This window comes from Pseudomonas marginalis (genome assembly GCF_900105325.1).
GTDB classification, from domain to species: Bacteria; Pseudomonadota; Gammaproteobacteria; order Pseudomonadales; family Pseudomonadaceae; genus Aquipseudomonas; species Aquipseudomonas marginalis.
Genome location: NZ_FNSU01000003.1, coordinates 2,440,749 through 2,465,831 on the forward strand (window position 1 = coordinate 2,440,749; position 25,083 = coordinate 2,465,831).

The window sequence follows — 25,083 nt, forward strand, 5'->3', positions numbered from 1 at the left end:
TCCTGCAAAAAGCGGCCGATAAGCCCAGAGTCGACAGCAAAAAGACTGTCGACTGGCAGGGCTTGGACAGGATCGCACCGCATGACAACCACTGAAGCAACACCGGAACCGACCGCCGACACCCCGGCTGAAAAAACCGAGGCTATCGACACGGCGGCGCCCCTGCCGTGGGCGGATGTTCAGGCCGAGCATTTCAAGATGCTGCGCCTGGCACCGCTGGCCACCGACCGCGCCACCGGCCTGCGGCCGCTGCGGTTCGTACAGTTCGGCTATGCCGAGCGCCATGACAAACACCACAGCCTGTTGCGCATGGTGATCCAATTACCGGGGCAGCGGGTGCGCCGCGAGCAGAACCATCTGGATATCTGGGTGGATCACGATAAACACCGCGTGCACTTCGGCCCGGGCAACAGCCTGGAAATCGAACCGGCCAACCGCGGCATCGGTCGCTTCCTGGTGGCCCAGGGCGCCGCGTGGGCGAAGAAAAAATGGTCAAGCTACCGCGTCGACGGCGTGGACCTGGCCAACAAGGACGCACTCAACGAAGCCACACGCCTGCGCCGCGATCACTTCCTGCGCGTCCAGGGTTTCGATGTGGCCTACGCCGATGTGCAGCACCTCAAAGGCAACGTGCAGCCGGGCAAGGTCAGCGATGTACTGGACAGTTGGAACACCGAGAAGGTGCAGTTCGTGGAGATCCTTGAAGCCGCGCAGATGCTGCAACAGGCCGAGCACAACCTGTTGGAGCAGGAAGTGAAACTGCGCAAGGAAGAAGAAAAGGTCACCAAGTTCAAGCGTGAGGACAGCGGGTTGCGCTTTACCATCACCTGCCTGGTGGCGTTCACCGTGTTTCAGGCGGGGCTGTTGATCTGGATTGCCACGCACCGCTAGCCGGCTGGAAAGCCATCGAAATGCGGGAGGGGCTTGCCCCTAATGCCAGTCAGTTAAGGCTTTTTGTAGGAGCGAGCTTGCTCGCGAAAAACTCACAGGCGCCGCGCTCATTCAGGAAGCACGCGTTATCGTTGACGTTTTTCGCGAGCAAGCTCGCTCCTACAGGAGGCGATGTACGCTTAACTGACTGGCATTAGGGCTTGCCCCCTCCCACATTTTCTACCCTAAGGTTGGTTAAACCCGAGCGGCGAAGATTGCCTGGTGTTCCCGGCACTGTTCGGCCGTGAGCATGAACACCCCATGCCCACCCCGCTGGAAATCCAGCCAGGCGAAGTCCACTTCCGGGTACAGCGCGTCAACATGCACTTGGCTGTTGCCCACCTCGACAATCAGCAAACCCTTCTCGGTCAGGTGGTCCGCCGCCTCGGCCAGCATGCGTCGCACCAGGTTCAGGCCATCGTCGCCGCAGGCCAGGCCCAGCTCCGGCTCGTGCTGGTATTCGTCCGGCATGTCGGCAAAGTCTTCGGCATCCACATACGGCGGGTTCGACACGATCAGGTCAAAGCGCTGGCCCGGCAGGCCGTCGAAACCGTCGCCCTGCACGGTGTACACGCGCTCGTCGACACCATGGCGCTCGATATTCTGGTTGGCCACCTCCAGGGCTTCGAAGGACAGGTCGCCGAGTACCACTTCGGCGTCCTGGAACTCGTAGGCGCAGGCAATGCCGATGCAACCGGAGCCGGTGCACAGGTCGAGGATGCGCGCCGGCGGTTGGGCCAACCAAGGCTCGAAGCGGTTTTCGATCAACTCGCCGATGGGTGAACGCGGGATCAGCACGCGCTCGTCAACGATAAACGACATGCCACAGAACCACGCCTCTTTCAACAGGTAGGCCGTGGGCACCCGCTCATGAATACGGCGATGCAACAAACGCTGTACGTGAGAGATTTCCTCTTCTTCCAGGTTGCAATCGAGGTAGCTGTCGGCAATTTCCCATGGCAGGTGCAAAGCGCCGAGCACCAACTGCCGGGCTTCGTCCCAGGCATTGTCGGTGCCATGGCCAAAAAACAGGTCTTCCCCATGGAAACGGCTGACGGCCCAACGGATGTGGTCGCGCAAGGTGCGCAGGCGAGATGTGATCACGGGGGGCAGACTCCTGGAAAAAACGACTGGCGATTCTAACAGCCTTCGCCTGTACCGACGATGTACGAAAAGCTGTTGCCATACGTCGGATTTCATCCAAATCGCCATCATTCGGTTAAACATCGCCGCCACTTGACATGGCTGCACGCCAGCAACGGCGTACCTTACGATAGTAGCGATTCACAGAACCGCTCAGCCAGTGGACAATGACGCAAAAGCCCCCCTCACAGGAGCCCCAGAATGTCCGTTCCAAAGACGATGTTTCAACTCAGCGGTCGTGGTTACGCAGCTGCCAACCTTGGCCATGCGACCCTCGTGATCATCGACGCTCAAAAGGAATACCTCAGTGGCCCGCTCGCCCTCTCCGGCATGGACGCGGCGGTCGGCAATATCAAGCAACTGGTCGCCGCCGCGCGCAACGCCGGGCGCCCGATCGTGCACGTGCGCCACCTGGGTACCGTGGGCGGCCTGTTTGACCCCCAGGGCGAGCGCGGTGAGTTCATCCCCGGCCTCGAACCTCAAGGTGACGAAACCATCATCGGCAAGCTGCTGCCCAGCGCCTTCCACGGCACCGGCCTGGAAAAACACCTGCAGGACCTCGGTTCCCTGGACCTGATCGTCTGCGGCTTCATGAGCCACTCCAGCGTCAGCACCACCGTGCGTGCCGCGAAGAACCTGGGCTTTCGCTGCACCCTGGTGGAAGACGCCTGCGCCACCCGCGACCTGCCTTACAAAGGTGGCATCCTGAGCGCCGAGCATGTGCAGCAGACCGAGATGGCCATCATGGCTGACAATTTTGCCACTCTCGCACTGACTAAAGACCTGATCTGATCGCCCTTCGGGTGAGCGGTGCGGCCTGTTGAAGGTCCCGCTCATCCGCAAAGCCCTCTCATTTGGCGCATTTACCTCGGGTACAGGAACAACCTGTGTATCTTCCGGTCGAAGGGCCGATACCCTGGAGGAAAGGTCGGAATGAAGATATCCGATGGTTTTGACGCTCGTCGCTTGCGCCCCAAGGGCCCGAGCAACTGGCGTCTGCGCCTGGTGGCCGGCATTGCCGCGCTGCTGGCGGTAGTAGGTTTGCTGTTGACCGGCGCTGGTGGCGCCGGTTTGTTTGGCCACTCGCCGGCCCTTGGCGAACTGAATGCCAGCCCTGGCGGCTCGGCGATTCTGTTGGGGATCGGGCTGCTGGTGCTGTGGCTGGGCGTGTGGCTGTGGCGCCGCAGCCGTCGGAAGATGCGCCAGCCGTTGTCACTGAACATCGCCTCGCACCTGATGAAAAAGCACGACTGATGGCGCTTGGATAGCGTTTCCTGCGCCCCGGCCGCCGCGATTTAGGTAAACTGCCCGCCCTTCGCGGAGGCTGACATGCAAGACGACGATTTTTCCCTGTTCAAAAACGAGCTGCGCGGCGTCAAGCCGATCAAGCACGACCGCGCCGACACCGGCAAACCCAAGGCCGACCGCGCACAGATCGCCAAGCTGCGCAAGGCTGCTACCGTGCGCACCGATGCCACCACCGTGGATGGCCTGTCAGACCAGTTCGTGATCGACGTCGGCCCCGAAGACGAGCTGATGTGGGCCCGCGACGGCGTACAGGAAAGCCAGATGCGCAAGCTCAAGGCCGGTCAGATCCCGTTCGAAGGCAGCCTCGACCTGCACGGCATGAACGTGGAAAAAGCCCGGGAAACCCTGTGGGCCTTCCTCGCCGAAGCCACCAAGTTCGAAATTCGCTGCGTGCGCGTCACCCATGGCAAGGCGGTGCGCTTGGACGGCAAGCGGCCGATGATCAAGAGCCACGTCAACACCTGGCTGCGCCAGCATGCCCAGGTGCTCGGCTTTACCTCGTGCCAGGCCCGTCATGGGGGCGCGGGTGCGGTGTATGTGATGCTCAAGCGCACGATGATGGAAGGGCGCGACGAGTAAGTAATAAAAAGCCCAGCAATTGAGCTGGGCTATTGTGGTATTGCCAGTAACGTCAGTTGTCGAAAAGCTCTTTCGCTTTTTTCTCTTTCGCCAGCGAGATCACTGCCTTTTGCATGGTGATCGCAGTATCGGCTGCGCTTCTGTAAACAGCACGTTTTTCTTCTACCGAACCACTTCGAAAAAAGTCTGACATGGTGGTGGATGAATATTTTTCTACAACTTCCGTAATTTCGCCTTTCATAAGGCTACTCCGGTCAAAATTTGCTCAAGTTGATCAGGATGGTAGGGCTGTATAACGAGTTCGTCAATTTCCTCAGCCGACAGGTCGATGCCGATGTATGACTCCCCGCCATCAGTGTCCTTGATGAGCACATCGACTTGAAGACGCCCCAGAAACTCACGCCAGCTCAGGCTTCTGGTAGACGTAGATAACCTGTGCAGACCGGTTTTCCTTATCAAGGGCGCGCTGGATATTTTTCCGAGCCACGGCAAAGTTGGCCAGCGTTCCGTCCAACAGGAAAGACTGGCGCTGCTGATAAACGAGGTCGACAGTCCTCTCCACCATGGCAGTTACGCCACGTTGAAAAAGACTGGAGTTTGCGCCTGTGTAGTCAGGAAAGTATTCCCTGAAGTCATCGGGGTCGATTCGCAATGCACTGGATCCCCCCTCCTCCATCAAGCGAATAAATGATTTGGACACTTCTGTCTTGCCGGCGCCAGGCGAGCCCGCCATAAACACTGAAACCGGATAATTTTCACCTGGGTACTTAGTCAGGCAGGCAAGTTCACGGGCAATGCGGGTCCGATTTGCTTTGGCAAAGATCAGGGCGCGCTCAGAAATACTTCGCTCCAGCGGGGTCATCACGTCCTCCTCGACGGAGGCCGACTCTAACATCGGTATCGTCCGGGAATACAACTGTCGGCGCACCTACGCTACTATGTGCGCCACATCACCCGCCGCTGTTGCGCGCCGGGCAGCGCTTCACATTGGTACAGGCATACACCGTACCGTTCTGAAACCCATACGGAAACAGTCCTGTGACATTGGAACAAAACTACACCGCGATCCTCGGCCAACTCGGCGAGGACGTCTCCCGCGAGGGCCTGCTCGACACGCCCAAGCGTGCCGCCAAGGCGATGCAGTACCTTTGCCGCGGCTATGAACAGACACTCGAAGAAGTCACCAACGGTGCCTTGTTCAGCTCCGACAACAGCGAAATGGTGCTGGTCAAGGACATCGAGCTGTACTCGCTGTGCGAACACCACCTGCTGCCGTTTATCGGCAAGGCGCATGTGGCGTATATCCCGAGCGGCAAGGTGCTGGGCCTGTCGAAGGTCGCGCGGATTGTCGACATGTATGCGCGCCGCCTGCAGATCCAGGAAAACCTCAGCCGCCAGATCGCCGACGCGGTGATGCAAGTGACCGGCGCCTTGGGCGTGGCCGTGGTGATCGAAGCCAAGCACATGTGCATGATGATGCGCGGTGTGGAGAAACAGAATTCGTCGATGATCACGTCGGTGATGCTGGGTGAGTTCCGCGAAAACGCGGCCACCCGCAGTGAATTCCTCAGCCTGATCAAGTAACAGGCTGCGTAGGAAAAGACCGGCGTTCATCGCCGGTTTTTTTTCGCCTGCAGAATTAAGGTAAGCTGCGGCCCCTTCTTCATGGGCAAGAGGTTTCAGCCATGTTCGTCAAAGCACTTCGAGTGGGCCTCGGCCACGTCATCATCGCCGGCGACTTACTTACCCGTCCGCGTAAAAAGCAGCGCCCTGCCGAACAACAGGCACAGGTGAACGCAGCGGCCAAGGACCTGACCCTGTATCAATTCCACGCCTGCCCGTTCTGCGTGAAGACCCGCCGCACCCTGCACCGCCTGAATGTGCCGGTGGCGCTGAAGGATGCGAAGAACAACGAGCAGGACCGCCAGACCCTGCTGGAGCAAGGCGGCAAGATCAAAGTGCCGTGCCTGCGTATCGAAGAGAATGGCCAGACCACCTGGATGTATGACTCCAAGGTGATCATCGATTACCTGGACAAGCGTTTCGCTGCGGTCTGACAGACCTGCTGAGATCCAATGTGGGAGGGAGTTTGCCCCCCCACATTCAGTTCGGTGTTGGCAAATCCAGGTCCAGCTCCAGCAACGCCGAGCCGAGGCACTTGCCATGGGCATCCAGTGCCAGCGAGCGGGTTACGCCGCCGCGCAATATCCCCGGCAGTACGAAGTTCAGCGCCTGCACATTCGGCAGTTCATAGCGCCGCACCGGGGCAGCGTAAGGCTCCAGCAGGCCGGCAAAAAAGTCGGCCACGCGCTCGGCGGTAAGCTGTTCACACAACAGCAGATAATCCTCGGCTCGGTAAGCAATGATCGAAATGTTCGAGGTGTCGCCCTTATCGCCGGTACGGGAATGGGCCAGCGTGTGCAGTTTCATGCTTCGATCCTCGGGTTGACCGCGTCACGGGGCAGCAGCAATGACGCCACCGCCACCACCTGCCGTACGCTCTTGCTGGCACCGCCGCCGCCGGACGGGCCGTTGGTGTAGAGGGTTTCCACTTCATTGCCGACCCGCACCGCTTCACTGCGGTCTTCACAGCGGGCCGCCACGCGCAGGCGCACTTCCCAGGGCTCTACGCTGCTGCGCGGACCGTGCAGCGAGTCCATGCCGATCAGTTCGGCGCGTACGTCCTGCATCTTCACACCCATCAGTTGCAAACGTTTGAGTACGACATCCCGCGCCAACTGCGCCCGTGCTACCGCGCCGGGGCCGCCGTAGGACATCTGCCCTTCGCCAATCCAGCCATCCAGGTAACCGACGCTCACCTTCAACTGCTCGGGCCGTGCGCGGCCAGCAGCACCGTGGGCACGCACCCGATCAACGCCCTCCTCGTCAAACCCCACCTGGGAAAAATCGGCGGTCACGTCCGGGGTGAGATACGCCGCAGGATCATGCACTTCGTAGATCAATTGCTCGGTGCAGGTGGCGCGACTGACCCGCCCACCGGAGCCTGCAACCTTGGTGATCACGGCCTCACCCTCAGCATCGATTTCAGCCAACGGGAAACCCAGGCGTGCGAGGTCATCCACATCCTTGAAACCGGGATCGGCAAAATAGCCGCCGCTGACCTGCCCGGCACACTCCAGCAGATGCCCGACCAACGTGCCGCGCCCCAGGCGCTGCCAGTCGCCCATCGCCCAGCCGAATTCAAACACCTGCGGGGCGAGGAACAGCGACGGGTCGGCCACCCGCCCGGTGATCACCACATCGGCGTCGGCGCGCAAGGCATCAAGAATGCCGTCGACGCCCAGGTAGACATTCGCGGAAATCAGTCGCGCGCCCAGTGAACCCAGGGTTCGGCCGTTATCCAGTACCTGCTCGGGGCGCAAGACGTCCAGCACGTCATCGCCGACCACCGCCACCACCTTGAGGCCCAGGCCCAGCTCATGGGCAATCCGCCGCACTTCGAGCGCCGCCGACACCGGGTTGGCCGCGCCCATATTGGTGATCACCCGCAGGCGACGGCGCCCCTCATGCTGGCCGACAAAGGGCAACACCCGGCGCATGCGCTCGCTGAGCAGCGGGTCATACCCCCCCTGCGGGTCACTGATTCGCGCCTGTTGCGCCAAAGCGATGGTGCGTTCGGCCAGGCACTCGAACACCAGGTAATCCAGGTCGCCCAGCTCGGCCAGTTCCACGGCAGGTTCGATGCGGTCGCCGGAGTAGCCGGCGCCGGAACCGATGCGCAAGGTTTTCATTTCAAATCACTCCCAAGAGCAACGCCGTCAGGGTCATCAACACCGACGCGACAAACAGAAAAGGGATGGTGAAGCGCTGGTGATCGGCCAATTCGATCTTGCACAGGCCCACCAACAGGAAGGTCGCCGGGGTCAGCGGGCTGACCGGGAAACCGGTGGTGTGCACGCCCAGTAACGACGCCTGGGCCACTTGCAGCGGGTCGACGCCCAGGGCCTTGCCGACTTCGGCGATCACCGGCATCACGCCGAAATAATAGGAATCGGGGTCGAACAGCATGCTCAGCGGCATGGACAAAAAGCCCACCACCGCCGGAATCAACTTGCCGTGGCCCGCCGGAATCTGCGCCACCGCCACTTCAGCGATGGCCTTGAGCATGCCGGTGCCTTGCATGATGCCGGTGAACACCCCGGCGGCGAGCAGGATACTGGCCATAGTCAGGGCGGTTTTCGCATGGGCATCGATGCGTGCGCGTTGGGCGTCCACGTTCGGGTAGTTGATGCACAGCGCTACCACGGTGCCGAGCATGAACATCACCACCGGGTCGACCCAGCCGGCGATCATCACCACCATGACCAGCACGGTCAGGATCAGGTTGACCCAGAACAGGCGGGGGCGGCGCAGCTTGATGTCGTCGTCGCTGAGCACCCGTTGCGGCACGACGTCCACGCTGGAGCCGGCGCCCAGGCCGAGGCGTTTTTCTTCTCGCCGGCCGAGCCACCAGGCGCAGGCGAAGACGAAGATCAGGCCGACGATCTGCACCGGAATCAGTGGCTGGAACAGGTCCGCCACCGGCACGTGCAAGGCCGCCGAAGAGCGCAACACCGGGCCGGTCCACGGCAGGAAATTGACCCCGGCGGCCATCGCGCAGACACAGGCGAGGATGCGTTTGTCGATGCCCAGCCGCGTATATAACGGCAGCATCGCCGGCACCGTCACCAGAAAGGTCACGGCACCGGAACCGTCCAGGTGCACCAACAGGGCGAGGGTCGCAGTCCCAACGACAATCCGTGTAGGACGTGTCCCTACCGTGCGCAGGATGCGATCAATGATGGGATCGAGCATACCGGCATCGGTCATGATCCCGAAAAACAGGATCGCGAACACGAACATGCCCACCACGGGGGCGACGTTCTTGATGCCGGTAATGATGAAGGCGCTGGTTTGCAGGCCGAATCCACCGAGCAGCGCGGCGATGATCGGCAAGGCGATCAGAGCCACCAGTGGCGAAAGGCGTTTGCTCATGACGGCAGCGAGCAGGCACAGGATGGTAATGACACCCAGGGTTGCGAGCATGGGTTACTCCAGAGCGGCCTTGGTGGCCGGTTATTGTTTTCCCTGGAGTATTGGAAGCGCGTTACTCTTTGTAAATTGGAATGTTCAGCCAGTCATGTTCGTAAAAACAAAACGCTCGAGAACAACAACAATGAAAAATTCGATCCAGCACATTCAGGCGTTCCTTGCGGTGGCCCGCACCGGCAGCTTTATCAAGGCCGCCCATGAGCTGCATCTTTCGCCTTCGGCACTCACCGTGCAGGTGCAACAACTGGAAGACTGGCTCGGCGTCGCCCTGCTCGACCGCAGCCCCCGGCATGTGAGCATCACCGCTGCCGGCCAGGACGCGCGCGGGCCGATGGAAAAACTGCTGCTGGACCTGGACAACATCGTCACCGGCTCCCGCGACCTCGCGGCCTTGCGCCGTGGTGTGGTCACCCTCGCGGCCCTGCCGTCGGTCTGCGCCGGCGTCCTGCCCCCGGCCTTGCGCCTGTTTCGCGAGCGTTTTGCCGGGATCGAAGTGCGCCTGCAGGACCTGGTGGCCCATCGCATTCATGCCCAGGTCCGCGCAGGCGAAGTGGATTTCGGTATTGGCGTACGGGCGCGGCTAAGCCATGGCCTGGAGTTCGTGCCGGTGCTGAATGATCGATTGTGTGCGTTCGTCCCCCTGGATCACACCCTCGCCCACCATCGCCAATTGACCCTGGAGCAACTGGCGGACCAGCCGATCATCCTCACCGGCCGCGACAGCAGCGTACGCGAGCAAGTGGATGCGCTGTTCGATGAGACGCGGCTGACGATGAACGCCGGGATGGAGGCCAACTACATGTCGACGGTGCTGGCGCTGGTGCGTCAGGGCCTGGGGATCAGCGTACTGCCGGAGTCGGCGGCGGACAGTCTGGAGGGGTTGAAGCGCATCCACATCGATCATCCCGGGGTGAACCGCGAGATCGGCTTGATCAGTCGTAGCGGGATGGGATTGAGCCCGGCGGCACAGCGCTGTTTCGACCTGCTGAACGATGAATTATCTGGCACGGCATCGAGCTGAATGTGGGAGGGGGCAAGTCGAATCGTCGCACCGCCCTCCCACATTTTTTCACCGCGGTGATCAGTCGAGCATGCCCACATGCCTGGGATGGCTGGCCACGCGCTTCAACCAGGCCTGCACGGCCGGGTAAGGCGTCAGGTCAAACCCACCTTCATGGGCCACATGGGTGTAGGCATACAGCGCAATATCGGCAATCGAATACTGCTCGCCCACCAGGTATGGCGTGGTTTGCAGCTGACGCTCCATGACCTTCAGGGCCTTGTAACCGCGCTTGTGGGTGGTCTTGTATTCCTCCAGGCGATCTTCCGGCATGTTCAGGTAGAACTGGATAAACCGCGCCACCGCAATGTAAGGCTCGTGGCTGTACTGCTCGAAGAACTGCCATTGCAGCACTTGTGTGCGCAGGCGCGGTTCGGTGGGCAGGAATTCGCTGCCATCGGCAAGGAAGTTGAGGATCGCGTTGGACTCCCACAGGCAGGTGCCGTCTTCCAGTTCCAGCACCGGGATCTTGCCGTTGGGGTTCTTGGCCAGGAATTCAGGGGTCTCGGTATCGCCGTTGAGGATGTCGATATCCACCCATTGATACGGGATGCCCAGCAGGTTGAGCATCAATTTGACCTTGTAGCAGTTGCCCGACTTGTAATCGCCATAAACCTTGTACATGGGGCTCCCCTTATGCCGCTTGCGCGTGCTGTGCTTGACGGACCACCGCGGCCAGGCGTTTGAGCCCTTCGTCCAGGCGGGCCGGGTCGATATGGCTGAAATTGAGTCGCAGTGAGCCTAAATGCTGGTCCGGCTCGGAAAAGAACGGTTCACCGGGCATGAACGCGACGTCCTGATCGAGCGCAGGTGCCAACAAGGTGCGGGTATCGAGCGGCTGTTTCAAGGTCAGCCAGAAGAATAATCCGCCCTGGGGCACTTGCCAGTCGGCCAGATCGGCGAAGTGACGCGCCAGCGCAGCCTGGAATGCGTCGCGGCGCTCACGGTAGAAACCGCGCAGTTCCACCAGGTGCTGCTGGTATTTCTGCGTGCCGATCCACTGCATGGCCTGCCACTGGCCGACGCGATTGGTGTGCAGGTCCGCCGATTGCTTGAGCTTGAGCAGGTGCGGGAACAGGTCCGGGCTGGCGATCAGGTAACCCACGCGCAGGCCGGGCAGCAGGGTCTTGGAGACCGTGCCGGTGTAGATCCAGCTGGCTTTTTTCAAGCGGCCGACGATGGGCTGCGCACTGCCGCCGTCGAAGGTCAGCTCGCGATAGGGTTCGTCTTCGATCAGGGTCACGCCGAACTCATCGAGCAAGGCGGCGACGGCCTCGCGCTTGGCTTCGCTGTAACGCACGGCCGAAGGGTTCTGGAACGTCGGGATCAGGTAGACGAATGCTGGGCGATGGCGCTCGAGGTTGGCGCGCAGGCTGGTCAGGTCGGGACCATCGGCTTCCAGTTGCACGGTAAGGCAGTCGGCGCCGAACAGCTGGAAGATCTGTAGGGCGGCCAGGTAGGTCGGCCCCTCCAGCAGGATCCTGGTGCCTTTGTCGATATACAGCTTGGCCGCCAGGTCCAGGGTTTGCTGGGAACCGCTGACCACCAGCACCTGGCTGGCCTGGCACGGCACACCCAACGCACGTGCCTCGGCGGCGAGCAGTTCACGCAACTGCGGCTCGCCTTCGCTCATGCCGTATTGGCCGATGTTCAGCGGCATATCATCCCAGTCCAGCGCCGGCAGCATGGCTTCGGCCGGCAGGCCACCGGCAAACGACATCACTTCCGGGCGCTGGGCGGCCGCGAGGATTTCACGGATCAAGGAGCTTTTGAGGCGAGTAACACGTTCAGAGAAGGCCATAAGGTCACCGCTAGCGAAGCCTGTTGGAAATACGTCAAACTGGTTGACCGAAATTACGACAGCTTGAGTGGATACGTCAATATGCTTGACCTTAAAAACCAAAGCAGCCAGCAACAAGCCATGGAAGCGTTCTTCTTCGGTTACCAGGCGTTCACTGCCAAGGCCGATGAAATGCTTGAGCGCCGTGGGCTGAGCCGGGTGCATCAGCGCATCGTGTTTTTTATCGCACGCTACCCGGCGTTGAGCGTCAAGGAACTGCTGGAATTGCTCGGTGTGAGCAAGCAGGCGCTGAACATGCCCTTGCGCCAATTGCAGGAGATGCACCTGGTGGACAGCGTTGCGTCCGAGACCGACAAGCGCAAACGCCTGTTGGAATTGACCGAAGAAGGCCAGCGTTTCGAGCAATCGCTGCGCCGTGAACAGGTGAAGTTGTTGCAGCGCGCCTTCGCCGAAGCGGGCGAAGAAGCGGTAAACGGTTGGCTCGCAGTCAACCAGGCACTTGCAGGCCAGCCTTGATCCTCGGTGGCGCCCTGGCTTTGCCTTTCATCCTTTTCACGCAGAAAATAGAAAACATTATTTGCTTTCTTTGTATACAAAAGCATAATTCGCTTCGTGCGAGTTCCTGACCTATTGGTCAACAAAACCCGCCAGTACCTCACAGCGCCCCGCGCTGGACATAACAATAAAATGCTTGAGGAGTACTCGCTGTGGATAGCCGCAAATCCGAAGCCTCGCCGCTGGACCTTGCCCCCTCACAGAACGGCTGGCTCGAACGCCTGTTCAAACTGCGCCTACATGGCACCACAGTGAAGACCGAGCTGATCGCCGGGCTCACCACCTTCATCACCATGGCCTACATCATCTTCGTCAACCCCAACATCATGGCCGACGCCGGTATCGATCACGGCGCGGCGTTTGTCGCCACCTGCATCGCCGCCGCGCTGGGGTGCCTGTTGATGGGGCTGTACGCCAACTGGCCGGTGGGCCTGGCGCCGGGCATGGGCCTGAATGCGTTTTTCACCTACACCGTGGTCGGCACCATGGGCTACCACTGGGAAACCGCGCTGGGTGCGGTGTTTATTTCCGGCGTGCTGTTCATGGGCCTGACCCTTTCGAGGGTGCGCGAATGGCTGCTCAACAGCATTCCGGTGAGCCTGCGCCACGCCATGGGCGCCGGCGTCGGACTGTTCCTCGGGGTGATCGGCCTGAAAACCGCCGGCATCATCGTCGACAGCCCGGCCACGCTGATCAAGCTCGGTTCACTGCACGAGCCAGCGCCACTGCTGGCGGCGGTGTGTTTCCTGCTGATCGCCATCCTCAGCTACCACCGGGTGTTCGGCGCGATCCTCATCAGCATCATCGCCGTGACCCTGGCCGGCTGGTCCCTCGACCTGGTGCACTACAACGGCATTCTCTCCACGCCACCGAGCCTGGCGCCGACCTGGATGGCCATGGACATAAAAGGTGTATTCAATGTCAGCATGATCAGCGTGGTATTTGCTTTCCTGTTTGTGCACATGTTTGACACTGCGGGTACACTGATGGGCGTTGCGCAACGCGCCGGGCTGGTCAACGCCGACGGCAAGATCGATAACCTGTCCCGCGCCCTGAAGGCCGACAGCGCTTCGAGTGTGTTCGGTGCCATGGTGGGCGTGCCGCCGGTAACCAGTTATGTGGAAAGCGCTGCCGGTGTGGCCGCAGGCGGCCGTACCGGGTTGACGGCGGTGACGGTCGGCGTGTTGTTTGTGGCGGCCATGTTCTTCGCACCGTTGGCGGGCATGATCCCGGCGTATGCCACCGCCGGCGCGCTGATCTATGTGGCGATGCTGATGATGGCGAGCATGGCCCATATCAACTGGGATGAGGCCACCGACAGCATCCCGGCGATTGTCACCGCGATCATGATGCCGTTGACCTTCTCGGTCGCCGACGGTATCGCCCTGGGCTTTATCACTTATGTGGCGCTCAAGGCCGGCACCGGTAAGTACCGCGAGATTTCCGTAAGCCTGTGGGTGTTGTGCGCGATCTTTATCGCCAAGTTCGTCTTTCTATAGAAAAGGAGCATGCAATGAGTCTGGAAACCTGGCTGCTGTTCAGCGGCGCTGCGCTGGTGGTGATCCTGATCCCGGGGCCGCTGTCGTTGCTGATGATCAGCAACAGCCTGAACTACGGCCTGCGCCGCTCGTACCCGGCATTTCTCGGCGGGGTGATTGCCTCGATCTGCCTGTTGAGCGCGTCGGCCCTGGGTCTGGGCGCATTGCTGCTCGCTTCGGAACAACTCTTCAGCGCGTTGAAGATCGTCGGCGCGCTCTATTTGTTCTACCTCGCCTGGCAGAGCTGGCAGCAATCGCGCCAGCCGTCCCACGGCGCGACCGTCCCGGAGGCGGCGCCGGTGCCGCGTTTTCGCGCGCTGTTCGGCCGCGCCTTCGTGCTGGGCGCCAGCAACCCCAAGGACATCCTGTTTTTTGCCGCGTTCCTGCCGCAGTTCCTCAGCAGCCAGCAGCCGTTCCTGCCGCAGTTGCTGATAATGATCGCCACCTGGACCGTGCTCGACCTGTTGTGCAAGCTGGCCTACGGCCTGGGTGCCCACGGTGCCGCGCGCTACCTGCGCAGCGGCAAAGGCCAGAGCTGGTTCAACCGCATCAGCGCCGGGCTGTTCAGTGGTGCGGGCGCGGCCTCGCTATTGAGCCGCTGAGCCTGCCAGCCCCAGCGCGGGTGCGTCGGGGTCAGTCCAACCCGGCCACGCGGCTGAAAAACACCGTGAACGTCGACCCGCGCGTGTCCTGCTGAATGCCCCCCACCAGCCGGACCAGGCGACGTTCTTTGATGGCCTTCTTGACGGTTTCGTATTGCACACTGCGTTGGCTGCCCCGGCTGGCGAGCTTGCGGTCGAACCACACGTCAGATAACTGCAAGATCCTATTGGACGACAACGGAATGCTGCTCGAATCCGTCCAACGCGTAAGGATGAAATATACGTTGTTGGATTTAGGGTGCGTGACGATAAAGTTGTTCAAGTCGCCGCGATTGCCCTTGGGCACCGTTTCCAGGTGAAACCCCTGACGCTCCAACACCTGCCTGACTGCATTCTGAGCAACGATGATCTTGCTTGAGGCCGGCGCTGTGCGCTTGTCCAGCAGACGCGGCTCCAGCCTAAAAGGCACCAGGAAGTCCACTCGCTCAAACCCAGGCCCTAAGCCATCTACGCTGATATTCACACTGAACTTGCCCTCTAACTCGATCGGCCGGAGCATTTTCAGCAAGTCATCGGTGTACCCCGCCGCTCGCGGCACGGCGGGCAGCCAATCGTCGAGCGTGGTGCGCAGGTTCAACAACCGCGTCGCTGTCATCGAGCGGCTGCTGTCGGCCACTTCCACCAGACGCTGCACGGCGAAACGCCGACTCCCCTGGGTCAGGCCTGGAAAAACAGCCCCGACCGACTCCGCCAAGGGGCGATTGAACAGGGGTTGATGAGGCGTCCAGCGGCCGTCTGCGCCATAGACGAAGGGAATGGGCTGTTCACCCAGACTGACGCCCAACCAGCGGTCAAGGTCATCCATTGCGTTATGGGCCAGGGCCCTGGGGCTTTTTACAAAGATCACATCATGGGGCGCGTGCAGGCCACCGGGCACTATCTCGAAGTAGTTCTCCCCCAGCTTCACGGCATCGAAAGGCGCCTCGCCATACACCCGGTACAAGCGTTTGGACGCCGACAACACCTGCGGCGAGACTCCGGGCACCTCGTGCCCCCAGGCCTGCCAATAGCTCTCGGTCAACACCGGCTGGCTGCGTACGCGCTCCGCCGTCGGGCGTGAGCGAACAGCCCAGAACGTGCCGGGTGCAGGCCCCTCCCAGGGCCGGAACAACGCCGTACTGGGCCCCGGCTGCGGTTCGGGAGCATCGGCGCCCAGCAGCCACTGTCGAGGTTCGTCGATCTGCAGCAGCCATTCATTTTCTCCTGGGCGTTGTCGGTTTTTCAGACGCAAAGCAGACTCACCCGGCCGACGATAAACGGGATAGTGGTCCCTGCCGTCCACCACAAATTGTTCGCCATCCTTGAGGTAGCTGCCTTTGTTGCGCCCGCCTAGCGCGATGCCATCGCCTGCTGCGCTCGGACTGCGGTAGCCTTCCAAGCCCTTGAACCGTTTGGCGGGCAATGAGGTACGCATGAAAAAACTGCCGCCGGCCGCCAAGTGCTGCTGACGATGCAGCCTTTGCAAGACCCGGCTCATATTGGGCGCCTGCGGCTTGGCGCCGGCTCGGGAACCCCGCACGGGGAGCAACGTCATGGCCACTTCGAGCACGAACATATGCACGCTGGTCACCAACTCGAAAATTCCTTCAGGTGAATGCTGCTGATGAAGCCGCCGCGCAGCCAATAACACTTCATACAGCTTGATCCCCAACCCCAGCACCGGCACGAATGACAACAGCCCTCGCCACCGTGTATCGGCCTGCTCGCCGAGACGCCACGCGCGGTACACCTTCAATTCGTCATCGGAGTTGCACTGGCTATAAGCCTGGCGTTGCGCCGTCAATACGCGGGAGTGGGCGAGTAGCTCAAGCAGGTGATTGCCCTCGGTGGGAGTGATGCCTAACCAATTGTCTGGGGAATGAGTGCGCTGCTCGTCAATTTCCGCCTCAATCGCACTCAAGTCTTTGGCCGGAAACACTCGACTGCGGTTAAACCAGCGCGCCAGATGAAACACGTCGGAACCCAGGGCATAACGGAGCAGCCCTTCCATCCAACCGACCTCAACACGCAGGTCGTTCGGGTACCCCGCGAGGCCATCAGCCTCCCACCCCGGGGCAACCCCTTGGGCCAGCGCAGCCTTTGCGCCCGGCGTCGAGGCCAGCCCGATCAACGCCGTGCGGGCCTCTGCCAGGCCGCTGTATTCGGTAATGCTCGGTTGTTCAGGGCTGTCAGGCCAATAGAGCACGCAGCGATCATCCACCTCGTCAATGATCACCACCACGCCGGCGATATGCCGTGGCGCCGGCAGTGTCAGCGCCTCCAGCCTGACCGTGCACAACTGCACGCTGTGGCCGTCACGCTCAAGATCGGCACGGCTCTGCGCCGCCAATGCCAGCGCGAACAAACGCTGGCCGGGCGCGCTCAGGCCACTGTTGGCGGCGCTGAACAGATGCCACTGCGCCGCCTGCTTGAACGCACGCAGCAATGCTGGTCGCAGGGTCTGTGGATCGTCGCTGTGGGGGTCGCCATAAAACGCCTGGCGAATCTGTTGGGCATAGCGCTGTGCGAGGTCCAGCCTCGATAGCGTGGCCAGCAAGTAGTCGGGGCTGAGGCGATCCTTCCAGGCTGGCTGCAGATAATGGGCCTTCTGCAGCCGCCAACGTGCCCAGGGCGCTTTCGCATCAAGGTTATGCAACGCCAATTGCAACAGGCTGTAGGTCTGCCGCTCCTGGCTGACCACGATTTTCGCGCCGGACTCCCCCACCGCCCGCTCTGGATGCCCCACCCAATGGGCGCTGACATCATCGGGCATGTCCAACAGCGGCTGGTCAATATCCAACCCAGGGTAAAAACCGTCATCTTGCAGCCGCTTGATCAACGCGTCGCGGGCAAACACCGTCAGTGCCGGCAAACGCTCGAATACGCCTGACTCCAGCGCCTGCCAACTGCGCAGGGATGACGCCTGTAGGCGCCGATAACGCTTGCGCGGCCAAGCCTGCGCGGTCTCCAGCCAGGCTGGAAGCCGCTTGCGCTCGGCAGCGGCAAGCCGCAGTAGTTGCACGCTGGCGAGGGCCTGTTCAAACGCCTCGCAAGGTGGCACCTGCAGACTGTTGACCGCCTCATCCGCCAGCGCCAGCCTGGCGAACGACGGATCACTGACTTCGCTGAACACGGGCTCGCCGGCTGCCAACAGATGGTCGAGCTGATTGAAGCCCTTAATCTGCTCTTTGATCGCCAGCAGCAAGCCGTCGCCGTCGATCTGCGGATACTCGACGCTCACCGGCTCGTCGACCTTCAACGCTCGGACCTTGGCCAGGACGGCACTGCGCTGGGTGCGATGCAGACAATCCCACAGCGGCGAACGGTCGATCGCCTTGAAGCTGGCGCTGAGTGCTTCGGACAACCTTGCCAGCGATGCAAACGCCTGAAGCCCTCCCTGCCGTCCAGGCACATACAACATCACCGGTTGCTGGACGGCCTCAGCCGTGCAGATAACCAGCGCGCCCAGCAGGCGCTGGTGTTCAATCACAACCCCCGTTACCCACGTGGCGCCGGGCTTGACCATGCCCTGCGCGACCTGTTGCTGCTGGCCCTCGCTGATCAATTTAAGGTGGCACTGCAACCGTGCCTCGCTCTCGAGCGCGCCGCGCCGGGCCCGCAATAACAGGACGCCCCTGGGCGGTTGCCCCGCGACTTTTCGACTCCAGAAATCCAGGTCGCCAAGGCTTGCTTCATGCGCCTCCAGCATCGCCAATGCCTGGGATTGATGGGTTTGCCATTGCTGATGCAGCACCTGCATCTGCGCCCAGGCTGGGGTCTCTTGGCTGGCATCGGCAGGGTCCAGCAGCGCCAACAAGCCTTGCTCATAACGCGCCACCGTCTGTTCACAGGCACCCTTGGGCAGCTCGCGGGCCAGGCTGGCAAAGTGGATGTGATCACGACATCGGTGTGCGTCCCAGCCCAGCAAAGTCTCCAGCGCTCGATGCAAGGACGGACGCAGCGGGATCAACTGCCGCCGCTGCCGCTCAACCGTGCGTAAGCGCTCGACGAGGCTGCCGTGGGTACCGCGGATGGCGTCCCGGGGAAACAACAAGGCCAGGTTGACCTGCGCCACGGTGTCCCATTCGTTTTGCCATTGGGTGGCGAGTAAAGCGTCGGCGGCCTGTTGCAGTGCATCGTCTTCAATGGGGTCTGCCGGCTGCAGGCTGAACCCGGGAAATTCAGCAACGAACAGGTCCGGCACCGCGTGTCGTTGACGCAGCGGCAAACGCTGCCACCAGCCGTCCAGGTAGCGACTGACCAATGCCGGCAACGCCTCCTGCAATTGGACCAAGGAGCCGAATTCGTGAAATCCCTGGGCCAACCCCGGTAGAAAAATCACTTGGCGCTGATGACGCTGGCCCGCACGGTACAGGTGCAACCCGCCGCTCAAGGCCACGGGCGTCGCGCCTTTCAGTGGCCAGTACAGCGACGATACGTTCAAGCTCGCCCAGTCGCCGCCCGCCCGTTGGCGCGCTTCTGCCGTCGGCGCGTCGAGCAGGCTTTGCACCATGTCCAGGCCATGATCCGACAACTCGAACACGCCATGGGCGAGTACGGCCTGGCTCGCAAGAAAGGCCTGATACAACTCATGCCAGCGGGCTCGCCTTGATCGCCATGAGTCTGCGGCCAGGCCGTCCCAGTAGCGGGCCATTACGGTGTCGAAGCGACCGGGCCAGTCCGGCCCTAAGGCTTGGCTCAGCGCCTGCCCGGCCCGATCATCCGGGACGGGGGCCGGGGGCGTCTGCTGCCGCGCCGCCAGTAGCCCAAGGCTGGCCTCAACCAAGTCCCGCGTGTGGGGCATGCCCTCAAGCGCCAGGGGCACCTTGAGCAACTGGGTGTCGGGGTCGACACCGAATGCGTCGCGCAAGGCCTGGCGAATGATCGAGCCAATCCGTGGCGCACGGTCGAGCAACTGCCCAAGGCCCTTGGCCGTGACCTCGCAGCGCAGGCCCGCATTGTGCAGTTCATTGATGACCCGGCTCGGTTGCGCCGTTGCGTTGATACGCCGGGTCAACCCGGCTCTGATGGGGTCCAACTGATTGTCCGTTACCGTGCTCATATCGCCTCCCTGTATATGGAAGGAAAAGGCTAGGCAACGGACGGACCACTGCGGCGCTACATAGTTGAGCGCAAAACCGGCAGGCAAAAAAAAGCCCGCAGTGTGCGCGGGCGAAACCAACGAAGAGCTTTGGGGGTGTGAAGCGAGGTGACGACTCAGCTACCGCGATAGGTGGAGTAGCTGTAGGGCGAAATCAGCAGGGGCACATGGTAGTGATCCTGTTCGGCGCTGATGCCGAAGCGCAATACCACCACATCCAGGAAGGCCGGCTCCGGCAATTGCACACCGCGGGCGCGGTAGTAATCGCCGGCGCTGAATTGCAATTGGTAGACACCGCTGCGGTAGTCATCACCTTGCAGTAACGGCGCGTCGCAGCGGCCATCGCTGTTGGTCAGCGCAGTGGCGACCAGTTCCAGCTGCGCGCCGTCGACGCGGTACAGCTCAACCTGGATGGCGCTGCCGGGGCAGCCGTGGGCTGCGTCGAGTACGTGTGTCGTCAGTCGTCCCATGGGGCGGGCTCCCTTGCATGAAGTGAAATAGGCTGCACCTTTACGGGGCATCAAAAAGCCGCTGATGGGCCGATTAAGACACTTTTAATAAAAATTGTACACAATAAAAATCACAAAGTTTCGCACACGCTGCGACGTCTCGATCCTCAACGGAATTTCCCAGCAAGCCTTGCTTTTAAAAGACCTTTTGTCCGTTTACTGACCAATCGGGCAAGTTTCTTGCAGCGCTGAACGGCGGCAACTCCACGGAAAAAATGCGGAAATACAGGCTTACAAAGTGACCATTAAGTTGTATACAATCAGCCCATCGCTGTGACGCCACCCAGTCTTTCCGCTGGCCGCCACACACTTGCTACCACGAACAAGAAGGAAGACTGCAGTGAGCGCTGACTACCCACGCGACCTGATCGGTTACGGCAGTAACCCTCCTCACCCCCACTGGCCGGGCAAGGCACGCATCGCCTTGTCGTTCGTACTCAACTACGAAGAAGGCGGCGAGCGCAACATCCTGCACGGTGACAAAGAGTCCGAAGCCTTCCTTTCAGAAATGGTCTCGGCCCAGCCGCTGCAGGGCGAGCGCAACATGAGCATGGAGTCGCTGTACGAATACGGCAGCCGTGCCGGCGTGTGGCGCATCCTCAAGCTGTTCAAGGCATTCGACATTCCGCTGACCATCTTCGCCGTGGCCATGGCTGCCCAGCGCCACCCGGATGTGATCCGCGCCATGGTCGACGCCGGCCACGAGATCTGCAGCCACGGCTACCGCTGGATCGACTACCAATACATGGACGAGGCCCAGGAGCGCGAGCATATGCTCGAAGCCATCCGCATCCTCACCGAACTGACCGGCGAGCGTCCGTTGGGCTGGTACACCGGGCGCACCGGCCCCAACACGCGACGGCTGGTGATGGAGGAAGGCGGCTTCCTCTACGACTGCGACACCTACGACGACGACCTGCCCTACTGGGAACCCAACACCCCCACCGGCAAGCCGCACCTGGTGATCCCCTACACCCTGGACACCAACGATATGCGCTTCACCCAGGTGCAGGGCTTCAACAAGGGCGATGACTTTTTCGAGTACCTCAAGGACGCTTTCGACGTGCTGTATGCCGAAGGCAGCGAGGCACCGAAAATGTTGTCCATCGGCCTGCACTGCCGCCTGATCGGCCGTCCGGCGCGCCTGGCCGCGCTGAAGCGCTTTATCGAATACGCCAAGGGTCACGAACAGGTCTGGTTCACCCGCCGCGTCGACATTGCCCGCCACTGGCACGCCACCCACCCGTTCCCGGGAGCGGCCAAATGAGCACCTTCCAGACGCTGAAACCCTCGACCTTGAGCCGTGACGCTTTCGTCCACGCCTTCGCCGACATCTACGAACACTCGCCATGGGTGGCCGAAAAGGCCTTCGACCTGGGCCAGGACGCCTCGATCGACCAGATCGAAACCCTGCACCAGCGCATGAGCGACATCCTGTTGAGTGCTGATCATCAAAGCCAACTGGTCCTGATCAACGCTCACCCGGACCTGGCCGGCAAAGCGGCCGTCCAGGGCCAACTCACCCAAGCCAGCACCGATGAGCAAGCTGGCGCGGGGATTCACCAATGCACGGCCGAAGAGTTCTCACGCTTCACCGAGCTGAACGATGCCTACAAGGCCAAGTTCAAGTTTCCCTTCATCATGGCGGTAAAAGGCAGCAACCGGCACCAGATTCTCGCCGCGTTCGAAACGCGCATTCACAACTCGGTGGATGCCGAGTTCAAGTGCGCGTTGGACGAGATCAACAAGATCGCGTTGTTCCGTTTACTGACCCTCTAAACCACCATCCCCAGCCACTCTATTTAAGGCAGACAAGAAGAATGAAAGCGCAACCCGTACCTTTCGAGAAGTTCGTCAACCTGGCCGACGCCCGCCTGGGCACCAAGATCATCTCCGTGACGGATGACTGGTTCGCCGACGCCAACCGCCTGTTCCAGCCGACCCCGGCCGTGTGGAAGGAGGGCGTTTTCGATGACAACGGCAAGTGGATGGACGGCTGGGAGTCACGCCGCAAGCGCTTCGAAGGCTACGACAGCGCCGTGATCCGCCTGGGCGTACCGGGTTCGATCAAGGGCGTGGACATCGACACCTCATTCTTCACCGGCAACTACCCGCCGTCGGCGTCCCTGGAAGCCTGCTTCCTGGCCTCGGGCGAGCCTGACGACAACACCCAGTGGGTAGAAGTCCTGTCGGCCGTCGAGTTGCAAGGCAACAGCCACCACTACCACGAGATCAGCAACGACCAGGCGTTCAGCCACCTGCGTTTCAACATCTACCCGGATGGCGGCGTGGCCCGTCTGCGTGTGTACGGCGTGCCGTTCCGCGACTGGTCGGCAGTGGGCGACAACGAACAGATCGACCTCGCCGCAGCCTTGAACGGCGGTCGCGCACTGGCGTGTTCCGACGAGCACTTCGGCCGCATGAGCAACATCCTCAACCCAGGCCGTGGCGTCAACATGGGCGATGGCTGGGAAACCGCCCGCCGTCGCACGCCAGGCAATGACTGGGTGATCGTCGCCCTGGGCCACCCCGGCGAAATCGAGAAAATCATCGTCGACACCCTGCACTTCAAGGGCAACTACCCGGACACCTGCTCGATCCAGGGCGCCTTCGTGAAGGGCGGCACCGACAGCCAGATCGAAACCCAGTCGCTGTTCTGGCGCGAGCTGCTGCCGGCGCAGAAACTGGAAATGCACGCCGAACACACCTTCGCCGAGCAGATCAAGGCACTGGGCCCGATCACCCACATCCGCCTGAACGTGTTCCCGGATGGCGGTGTGAGCCGCCTGCGGGTTTTGGGCAAAGTAGCCAAGTAAGCGGTGAACCCTGTGGTGAGCGGGCTTGCCCCGCGCTGGGGCGCGAAGCGGCCCTGTCTTTTGGGGCTGCTACGCAGCCCAGCGCGGGGCAAGCCCGCTCACTACAAAAACAAGCAGATCAAACAACACAGTATTCGGAAAAGAAGACAGCCATGCGCACACTGATGATCGAACCCCTGACCAAAGAAGCCTTCGCCCCTTTCGGAGACGTTATCGAAACCGACGGCAGCGATCACTTCATGATCAACAACGGGTCGACCATGCGCTTTCACAAGCTGGCAACGGTAGAAACCGCACAGCCTGAAGACAACGCGATCATCAGCATCTTCCGCGCCGACGCGCTGGATATGCCGCTGACCGTGTGCATGCTGGAGAGACACCCGCTGGGCAGCCAGGCCTTCATTCCGCTGCTCGGCAACCCCTTTCTGATCGTGGTCGCGCCACTTGGCGATGCACCTGTATCAGGCTTGGTCCGCGCCTTCGTCACCAACGGCAGGCAGGGCATCAATTACCATCGCGGCGTCTGGCACCACCCGGTGCTGACGATCGAAAAGCGGGATGACTTCCTGGTGGTTGATCGCAGTGGCACAGGCAATAACTGCGATGAGCATTTTTTCAAAGAGGATGAGCGGTTGATCCTCGCCCCCCACCAATAAGAGAAGGCCGGATCACCCGACAACAAGGGTGACAGGCGAGAGGTAAAGACTGTGGAAGCACATCTGTTGGAATGGCTGAACCTCAGCGTGCGCTGGGTTCATATGATCACTGGCGTCGCCTGGATCGGCGCTTCGTTCTACTTCGTCTGGCTGGAAAACAACCTCAACCGCGTCAACCCCAAGGACGGCCTGTCCGGTGACTTGTGGGCGATCCACGGTGGCGGTATCTACCACCTGGAAAAATACAAACTGGCCCCGCCGACCATGCCGGACAACCTGCACTGGTTCAAATGGGAAGCCTATTTCACCTGGATGTCAGGCGTCGCGCTGCTGTGCGTGGTGTTCTACCTCAACCCGACGCTGTACCTGCTCGCCCCCGGCAGCAGCCTCAGTGGCAGCGAAGGCGTCTTGCTGGGCATCGGCTCACTGTTCGCCGGCTGGTTCATCTACTCCTTCCTCTGCGACTCGGCCCTGGGCAAACGCCCTGCCCTGCTCGGCTTGATCCTGTTCGTGCTGTTGATTGCCGCCGCGTACGGCTTCAGCAAAGTGTTCAGCGGCCGGGGTGCGTATCTGCACGTGGGCGCGGTGATCGGCACCATCATGGTCGGTAACGTGTTCCGCATCATCATGCCGGCGCAGCGCGCGCTGGTGGCGGCGATCGCCGAGCACCGCACGCCCGATCCGGCCCTGCCGGCCAAGGGTCTGCTGCGCTCACGGCACAACAACTACTTCACCCTGCCGGTGCTGTTCATCATGATCAGCAACCACTTCCCGAGCACCTACGGCAGCCAATACAACTGGCTGATCCTGGCGGGGATCGCGGTGGCGGCGGTGTTGGTGCGGCACTACTTCAACACGCGGCATAACAGCCAGAAGTATGCGTGGACCCTGCCGGTGGGCGCACTGGCGATGATTTGCCTGGCGTATGTGACCGGGCCCAAGCCGGTGGCGGAAGTCGCCAAGGCACCTGCGGCCATCGAGTACCAACCGTTGCCGGAAACCGCATTGGGCGGTGGCTTGAAACCCGCCGCGCCTGCGGCGACCGAACCCGCGGCTGCACCTGCGCCTGCCCAGGCGACGGTTGATTTCGACAAGGTCCACGGGGTGATACAGGAGCGTTGCGCCGTGTGCCATTCGGCCAAACCCACCAGCCCGCTGTTCAGCACCGCACCGGCCGGGGTGATGTTCGATACCCCGGCGCAGATCCAGCAACAGGCGGCGCGCATCCAGGCGCAGGCGGTGGCGAGCCAGATCATGCCGTTGGGCAACATCACCCAGATGACCCAGCAGGAGCGGGATTTGATTGGCACATGGATCAATCAGGGGGCGCGTACCAACTAACAGATTCACATAGTTCCAATGTGGGAGGGGCTTGCCCCCTCCCACATTTGGAC

25 protein-coding genes are annotated in these 25,083 nt (G+C 61.4%); 15 read left to right on the forward strand and 10 right to left on the reverse strand.

Annotated features, from left to right (window positions below; genetic code table 11):
* Positions 1–81 precede the first annotated feature (81 nt).
* Positions 82–891 carry a hypothetical protein gene (locus BLW22_RS20460; protein ID WP_027603934.1) on the forward strand — a complete coding sequence of 270 codons (810 nt, stop codon included), beginning with the start codon at positions 82–84 and terminating at the stop codon, positions 889–891.
* Between the two features lie 234 nt (positions 892–1,125).
* Here the strand turns inward: BLW22_RS20460 and prmB are convergent, their stop codons facing one another.
* Entirely contained in the window at positions 1,126–2,034 is a 909-nt protein-coding gene (prmB, locus tag BLW22_RS20465; protein WP_065926617.1) for a 50S ribosomal protein L3 N(5)-glutamine methyltransferase, read from the reverse strand.
* A 240-nt stretch (positions 2,035–2,274) separates the two neighbouring features.
* On the opposite strand from prmB, the gene BLW22_RS20470 reads away from it, so the two are divergent.
* From BLW22_RS20470 to BLW22_RS20480, 3 genes are all read left to right on the forward strand, one after another.
* Positions 2,275–2,865, forward strand: coding sequence for a cysteine hydrolase family protein (locus BLW22_RS20470; RefSeq protein WP_065926616.1), 591 nt, complete (start codon positions 2,275–2,277; stop codon positions 2,863–2,865).
* A 141-nt stretch (positions 2,866–3,006) separates the two neighbouring features.
* Positions 3,007–3,327, forward strand: coding sequence for a hypothetical protein (locus tag BLW22_RS20475; RefSeq protein ID WP_027603931.1), 321 nt, complete (start codon positions 3,007–3,009; stop codon positions 3,325–3,327).
* A 75-nt stretch (positions 3,328–3,402) separates the two neighbouring features.
* On the forward strand, positions 3,403–3,960 hold the full coding sequence (locus tag BLW22_RS20480; protein WP_074847387.1) for a Smr/MutS family protein: 558 nt from the start codon (positions 3,403–3,405) through the stop codon (positions 3,958–3,960).
* A 52-nt stretch (positions 3,961–4,012) separates the two neighbouring features.
* Here the strand turns inward: BLW22_RS20480 and BLW22_RS20485 are convergent, their stop codons facing one another.
* Both BLW22_RS20485 and BLW22_RS20490 read right to left on the reverse strand, forming a co-directional pair.
* Positions 4,013–4,201, reverse strand: coding sequence for a hypothetical protein (locus BLW22_RS20485; RefSeq protein WP_065926615.1), 189 nt, complete (start codon positions 4,199–4,201; stop codon positions 4,013–4,015).
* Positions 4,202–4,357: 156 nt separating this feature from the next.
* Complete coding sequence (locus BLW22_RS20490; protein WP_235865604.1) at positions 4,358–4,822, reverse strand: zeta toxin family protein; 465 nt, start codon at positions 4,820–4,822, stop codon at positions 4,358–4,360.
* Positions 4,823–4,998: 176 nt separating this feature from the next.
* Here BLW22_RS20490 and folE point away from each other — a divergent pair, with 176 nt between their 5' ends.
* Positions 4,999–5,544, forward strand: a complete 546-nt coding sequence (gene folE / locus BLW22_RS20495) for a GTP cyclohydrolase I FolE (protein ID WP_019826593.1) — start codon at positions 4,999–5,001, stop codon at positions 5,542–5,544.
* Positions 5,545–5,645: 101 nt separating this feature from the next.
* Positions 5,646–6,017 (forward strand): glutathione S-transferase N-terminal domain-containing protein, encoded by a 372-nt coding sequence (locus BLW22_RS20500; protein WP_065926614.1) that lies wholly within the window; start codon positions 5,646–5,648, stop codon positions 6,015–6,017.
* A gap of 46 nt (positions 6,018–6,063) precedes the next feature.
* Here BLW22_RS20500 and BLW22_RS20505 read toward each other — a convergent pair whose 3' ends face one another.
* Genes BLW22_RS20505 through BLW22_RS20515 form a run of 3 tightly spaced genes read right to left on the reverse strand, consistent with a single transcriptional unit; the run spans position 6,064 to position 9,006 of the window.
* Positions 6,064–6,390 carry an AtuA-related protein gene (locus BLW22_RS20505; protein ID WP_065926613.1) on the reverse strand — a complete coding sequence of 109 codons (327 nt, stop codon included), beginning with the start codon at positions 6,388–6,390 and terminating at the stop codon, positions 6,064–6,066.
* Complete coding sequence (locus BLW22_RS20510; RefSeq protein ID WP_074847388.1) at positions 6,387–7,712, reverse strand: acyclic terpene utilization AtuA family protein; 1,326 nt, start codon at positions 7,710–7,712, stop codon at positions 6,387–6,389. The genes BLW22_RS20505 and BLW22_RS20510 overlap by 4 nt, the downstream gene beginning before the upstream one ends.
* Position 7,713: 1 nt before the next feature.
* On the reverse strand, positions 7,714–9,006 hold the full coding sequence (locus BLW22_RS20515; protein ID WP_074847389.1) for a CitMHS family transporter: 1,293 nt from the start codon (positions 9,004–9,006) through the stop codon (positions 7,714–7,716).
* Positions 9,007–9,136: 130 nt separating this feature from the next.
* Between BLW22_RS20515 and BLW22_RS20520 the strand changes: the two genes are divergently transcribed.
* On the forward strand, positions 9,137–10,033 hold the full coding sequence (locus BLW22_RS20520) for a LysR family transcriptional regulator (protein WP_065948609.1): 897 nt from the start codon (positions 9,137–9,139) through the stop codon (positions 10,031–10,033).
* A gap of 60 nt (positions 10,034–10,093) precedes the next feature.
* Here the strand turns inward: BLW22_RS20520 and BLW22_RS20525 are convergent, their stop codons facing one another.
* Complete coding sequence (locus tag BLW22_RS20525; RefSeq protein WP_065926609.1) at positions 10,094–10,696, reverse strand: glutathione S-transferase family protein; 603 nt, start codon at positions 10,694–10,696, stop codon at positions 10,094–10,096.
* A gap of 10 nt (positions 10,697–10,706) precedes the next feature.
* On the reverse strand, positions 10,707–11,873 hold the full coding sequence (locus BLW22_RS20530) for an aminotransferase-like domain-containing protein (RefSeq protein WP_065948610.1): 1,167 nt from the start codon (positions 11,871–11,873) through the stop codon (positions 10,707–10,709).
* Between the two features lie 81 nt (positions 11,874–11,954).
* Here BLW22_RS20530 and BLW22_RS20535 point away from each other — a divergent pair, with 81 nt between their 5' ends.
* The 3 genes from BLW22_RS20535 to BLW22_RS20545 all read left to right on the forward strand — a co-directional run bounded on the left by BLW22_RS20535 (position 11,955) and on the right by BLW22_RS20545 (position 14,568).
* A complete protein-coding gene (locus BLW22_RS20535; RefSeq protein ID WP_065926607.1) occupies positions 11,955–12,389 on the forward strand; it encodes a MarR family winged helix-turn-helix transcriptional regulator in 435 nt (144 codons plus the stop codon).
* 191 nt (positions 12,390–12,580) lie between these two features.
* The gene (locus BLW22_RS20540; RefSeq protein ID WP_065926606.1) at positions 12,581–13,927 is read left to right on the forward strand and encodes an NCS2 family permease; all 1,347 of its coding nucleotides are present in this window, start codon (positions 12,581–12,583) and stop codon (positions 13,925–13,927) included.
* A gap of 14 nt (positions 13,928–13,941) precedes the next feature.
* Positions 13,942–14,568 carry a LysE family translocator gene (locus BLW22_RS20545; protein WP_065926605.1) on the forward strand — a complete coding sequence of 209 codons (627 nt, stop codon included), beginning with the start codon at positions 13,942–13,944 and terminating at the stop codon, positions 14,566–14,568.
* Positions 14,569–14,599: 31 nt separating this feature from the next.
* Here BLW22_RS20545 and BLW22_RS20550 read toward each other — a convergent pair whose 3' ends face one another.
* Both BLW22_RS20550 and uraH read right to left on the reverse strand, forming a co-directional pair.
* Positions 14,600–19,669 carry a dermonecrotic toxin domain-containing protein gene (locus tag BLW22_RS20550; protein WP_074847390.1) on the reverse strand — a complete coding sequence of 1,690 codons (5,070 nt, stop codon included), beginning with the start codon at positions 19,667–19,669 and terminating at the stop codon, positions 14,600–14,602.
* Between the two features lie 155 nt (positions 19,670–19,824).
* Positions 19,825–20,178 (reverse strand): hydroxyisourate hydrolase, encoded by a 354-nt coding sequence (gene uraH / locus BLW22_RS20555; RefSeq protein ID WP_065927242.1) that lies wholly within the window; start codon positions 20,176–20,178, stop codon positions 19,825–19,827.
* Positions 20,179–20,557: 379 nt separating this feature from the next.
* Here uraH and puuE point away from each other — a divergent pair, with 379 nt between their 5' ends.
* The 5 genes from puuE (at position 20,558) to BLW22_RS20585 (ending at position 25,030) form a co-directional block, all read left to right on the forward strand.
* Positions 20,558–21,484 carry an allantoinase PuuE gene (gene puuE / locus BLW22_RS20565; RefSeq protein WP_074847391.1) on the forward strand — a complete coding sequence of 309 codons (927 nt, stop codon included), beginning with the start codon at positions 20,558–20,560 and terminating at the stop codon, positions 21,482–21,484.
* Positions 21,481–21,996 carry a 2-oxo-4-hydroxy-4-carboxy-5-ureidoimidazoline decarboxylase gene (gene uraD, locus BLW22_RS20570; protein WP_074847392.1) on the forward strand — a complete coding sequence of 172 codons (516 nt, stop codon included), beginning with the start codon at positions 21,481–21,483 and terminating at the stop codon, positions 21,994–21,996. The genes puuE and uraD overlap by 4 nt, the downstream gene beginning before the upstream one ends.
* 41 nt (positions 21,997–22,037) lie before the next feature.
* On the forward strand, positions 22,038–23,033 hold the full coding sequence (gene alc / locus BLW22_RS20575; RefSeq protein ID WP_065948614.1) for an allantoicase: 996 nt from the start codon (positions 22,038–22,040) through the stop codon (positions 23,031–23,033).
* A gap of 152 nt (positions 23,034–23,185) precedes the next feature.
* Positions 23,186–23,689 (forward strand): ureidoglycolate lyase, encoded by a 504-nt coding sequence (locus tag BLW22_RS20580; protein WP_027603915.1) that lies wholly within the window; start codon positions 23,186–23,188, stop codon positions 23,687–23,689.
* Positions 23,690–23,740: 51 nt separating this feature from the next.
* Positions 23,741–25,030, forward strand: a complete 1,290-nt coding sequence (locus BLW22_RS20585) for a urate hydroxylase PuuD (RefSeq protein ID WP_074847393.1) — start codon at positions 23,741–23,743, stop codon at positions 25,028–25,030.
* Positions 25,031–25,083: the final 53 nt, after the last annotated feature.

Excerpts from the sequence above, each read along its gene's own strand:
- BLW22_RS20550 (WP_074847390.1), bottom strand. The coding sequence starts at position 19,669 with ATGAGCACGGTAACGGACAATCAGTTGGACCCCATCAGAGCCGGGTTG.
- BLW22_RS20480 (WP_074847387.1), top strand. The coding sequence starts at position 3,403 with ATGCAAGACGACGATTTTTCCCTGTTCAAAAACGAGCTGCGCGGCGTC.
- BLW22_RS20515 (WP_074847389.1), bottom strand. The coding sequence starts at position 9,006 with ATGCTCGCAACCCTGGGTGTCATTACCATCCTGTGCCTGCTCGCTGCC.
- uraH (WP_065927242.1), bottom strand. The coding sequence starts at position 20,178 with ATGGGACGACTGACGACACACGTACTCGACGCAGCCCACGGCTGCCCC.
- alc (WP_065948614.1), top strand. The coding sequence starts at position 22,038 with ATGAAAGCGCAACCCGTACCTTTCGAGAAGTTCGTCAACCTGGCCGAC.
- BLW22_RS20520 (WP_065948609.1), top strand. The coding sequence starts at position 9,137 with ATGAAAAATTCGATCCAGCACATTCAGGCGTTCCTTGCGGTGGCCCGC.
- uraD (WP_074847392.1), top strand. The coding sequence starts at position 21,481 with ATGAGCACCTTCCAGACGCTGAAACCCTCGACCTTGAGCCGTGACGCT.
- BLW22_RS20530 (WP_065948610.1), bottom strand. The coding sequence starts at position 11,873 with ATGGCCTTCTCTGAACGTGTTACTCGCCTCAAAAGCTCCTTGATCCGT.
- BLW22_RS20500 (WP_065926614.1), top strand. The coding sequence starts at position 5,646 with ATGTTCGTCAAAGCACTTCGAGTGGGCCTCGGCCACGTCATCATCGCC.
- BLW22_RS20580 (WP_027603915.1), top strand. The coding sequence starts at position 23,186 with ATGCGCACACTGATGATCGAACCCCTGACCAAAGAAGCCTTCGCCCCT.
- BLW22_RS20475 (WP_027603931.1), top strand. The coding sequence starts at position 3,007 with ATGAAGATATCCGATGGTTTTGACGCTCGTCGCTTGCGCCCCAAGGGC.
- BLW22_RS20470 (WP_065926616.1), top strand. The coding sequence starts at position 2,275 with ATGTCCGTTCCAAAGACGATGTTTCAACTCAGCGGTCGTGGTTACGCA.
- BLW22_RS20510 (WP_074847388.1), bottom strand. The coding sequence starts at position 7,712 with ATGAAAACCTTGCGCATCGGTTCCGGCGCCGGCTACTCCGGCGACCGC.
- BLW22_RS20505 (WP_065926613.1), bottom strand. The coding sequence starts at position 6,390 with ATGAAACTGCACACGCTGGCCCATTCCCGTACCGGCGATAAGGGCGAC.
- BLW22_RS20525 (WP_065926609.1), bottom strand. The coding sequence starts at position 10,696 with ATGTACAAGGTTTATGGCGATTACAAGTCGGGCAACTGCTACAAGGTC.
- BLW22_RS20490 (WP_235865604.1), bottom strand. The coding sequence starts at position 4,822 with ATGACCCCGCTGGAGCGAAGTATTTCTGAGCGCGCCCTGATCTTTGCC.
- BLW22_RS20460 (WP_027603934.1), top strand. The coding sequence starts at position 82 with ATGACAACCACTGAAGCAACACCGGAACCGACCGCCGACACCCCGGCT.
- BLW22_RS20485 (WP_065926615.1), bottom strand. The coding sequence starts at position 4,201 with ATGAAAGGCGAAATTACGGAAGTTGTAGAAAAATATTCATCCACCACC.
- BLW22_RS20535 (WP_065926607.1), top strand. The coding sequence starts at position 11,955 with ATGCTTGACCTTAAAAACCAAAGCAGCCAGCAACAAGCCATGGAAGCG.
- BLW22_RS20545 (WP_065926605.1), top strand. The coding sequence starts at position 13,942 with ATGAGTCTGGAAACCTGGCTGCTGTTCAGCGGCGCTGCGCTGGTGGTG.